Genomic DNA, 2,643 nt, shown 5'->3' with positions numbered 1-2,643 from the left:
GGAAATGGAAGCCACGCAAGCACCTTAAAATCACCATCATACACTAAATCAGTAAGTTGGCAGCATTACCAACAATTGCTCCTGCTCAGTCCATGCTGCAGGATCGTCATATTGAATAAGACTATTTATAATAGTGTTCGCTAATTGTTGAACGCTACGCTGTTGGATATCGAGGCTGCGCTGAACGTTTTGCTGGTATTCGTTCAGTTCTTGCTCACTGATCCCCTTAGTCAAACGCTTAACCATCACTTCATTCGCTAACGTTAACTGTTCATCATGTCGTTCTGGTTGACAAGTAAAAGCCAGCAAATGACTGATATCTTTAGCCTGAGGATCAACCGAGAGGCGAGAAGAAACGCTGTATGCCCCAGATGCCTGTTCACGAATATTAACGCGTAGATCTTTTGCCAGTGCGACGTTAAAAGCATCGAGCGCCATACGCGTCGCCAGATTAACAGGTGTCCGGGAATCATAACGCTTCCACTGTGAAACCTGTGCCACAGGTTCATTTTGTTCTTTTACAGTAACCGATGCGTTGTCCGTCGCGCGAGTTAATGGTTTACCTGCGGCTAATGGCGAATCAGAGTGTTTGATTGAGCCTAAGTAACGCGTAATTAACGCCACGAGTTTGTCTTCTGCGACATTACCGACAATGACAAACGTGATATCCGCTGGAGATGAAAACAACTGGCGATCGGCAGCCAGCGCATCTGCGGCAGTAAACTGTGCAATCTGATTTTCTTGCAGTAATTTCGTGCGGTCATCAGCATAGCGCGTCTCATACATCAGCTGGGCGAATTTCTCCGCTGGACGCTGGTCGAGCGTTTTCAACGCCTGAATTTGAGCATTTTGTAGCGATGCCCAAATATTGTCGTTAATCGTGCTGTGGGTGATTCGCTGGTTAATCAACTGGAAACCAGGTTCAGGGTTATTAGTCCGCGCGCTAACGGAGAGCAACGTATTCATGCCACTGACTTTACTGCTCATGGTTACCGAGTTTTCCGCACTCCAGCGTTTCAGGCTGGAAGAGGAGAGTTCGCCAACGCCGCTTCCGCTAACTGCTTTATTTGCCAGCGCGATAAGTGATTTTTGCTGCGCAGGGAAACTTAAATCGCCTTTATTCGATACGGCAATAATTTGTAGCTTTTGCTCTTCACCCGCGGATTTTGCCAGAATAACCTTGGCACCATTGGAAAGTGTTAATGATGTCAGATTCTCAGCCAGCGTTTCTTTGCTGCTAATTTCCGCCTGTGGGTCAGCGTCTACTGTTAACGATAAATTTCTGCCTGGGAAGATGTAAGCCGCCAGCTTTTTGTTGGCGTACTCTTTTTCCAGCGCCAGGATAGCCGCAGGAGACAATGCTTTTTTGGCGGCAAGCTCATTGTTTACCATTTGCTCCCAAAATGCGTCCTGGTTCTTTCTTAACTGCTGCCATTTTTCCGCCAGACTTTGCACGGTAATTTGCTGCCACAGACGTTTCGAAAGTTGATATGTCTCTTCCGGCGACAAGAACGGCGTATTATTTAATGAGCTGGATGCCAGGCGACTGGTCAGCATACGTAAATCACGTTCAGCTTGCTGATCAACCGCATTTTTCAGCCAGGTGAGGCGGGTAGATTTGACATCATCGAGTTCTTCAGCAGAAAAACCATGCTGATCAATGGTTGCCAACTCTGCCATTAATGCATTCGCAGCATCCTGCATATTATCGTCTCGTGCATTTACACGGAAAAACAGCGACTGATAATCGGGTGCAATTTTAACGCTGCGCGCAGTGCCGCCAGAAATAGTCTTCAACTCGCCCGACTGTATGCGTTCCTGCAGACGTTGATTGAACAGCTGAACTAACATGCTCCATTCAGCTTGTTCGACAAAGCTTTGCTCATCGTTCACTTGTACCATTGGCAGGCGATAATAGAGTGCGATGCCGTTCACCCGGTTTTCTTTATCATTAATGATATTAAAGCGCAGGTGGTTTTCGGCTTTTGTCGGCCAGACGCGATTTTCAGCTGCTTTGTTAGCCGGAAGCTTACTTAAATTATCCTTTATCAGCGCCAGCGCTTCTTTACTGTCGATATCGCCGACCACGATAAAGGTCATATTATTTGGTTGATACCAGCGTTGATAAAATTGGCGCAATTGTGCCGGCGTGACCGTGGCGACAGTATCCATCAGGCCGATAGGTTCACGGTCTAAATTACGGGTATTAGCCAGCAGGAAAGGGCGGCGCGCCTGAGAGGTGCGCCATTTCGCATCCTGATGGGCACGCCATTCCTCAGTAATTACGCCACGTTCAGCGTCTACTTCGAGTTTTTCAAAGGTTGCGGCATTACTCCATTCACTGAAGATTGCCATCACTTGTTGCAGATTTTGTTTCTGCGTAGTCGGCAAACTCACCTGATACACCGTTTCGTCATAGCTGGTATAGGCATTAACATCGCGACCAAAACGCAGGCCCATTGACTCAAATGTTTCGATGACTTTATTACCCGGCCATGTTTTTGTGCCGTTAAACATCATATGTTCTACAAAATGAGCCACGCCGCGCTCATTGTCTTCTTCCTGCAATGGGTAATGCTGCCAACTTACTGATTTAGTGTATGATGGTGATTTTAAGGTGCTTGCGTGGCTTCCATTTCCATC

General features: G+C 47.1%; 1 pseudogene. It reads right to left on the bottom strand.

The window, feature by feature from the left end:
- Nucleotides 1–69 precede the first annotated feature (69 nt).
- Nucleotides 70–2,568 (bottom strand): annotated as a pseudogene (locus ABZJ92_RS21335) (M16 family metallopeptidase); the annotation flags it as partial.
- Nucleotides 2,569–2,643 lie beyond the last annotated feature (75 nt).

It is taken from the genome of Shigella sp. FJ200513 (genome assembly GCF_040495915.1).
Classification (GTDB): domain Bacteria; phylum Pseudomonadota; class Gammaproteobacteria; order Enterobacterales; family Enterobacteriaceae; genus ECMA0423.
The sequence above is the reverse complement of the archived record's forward strand: the minus strand, read 5'-3'. Positions and strand labels throughout refer to the sequence as shown.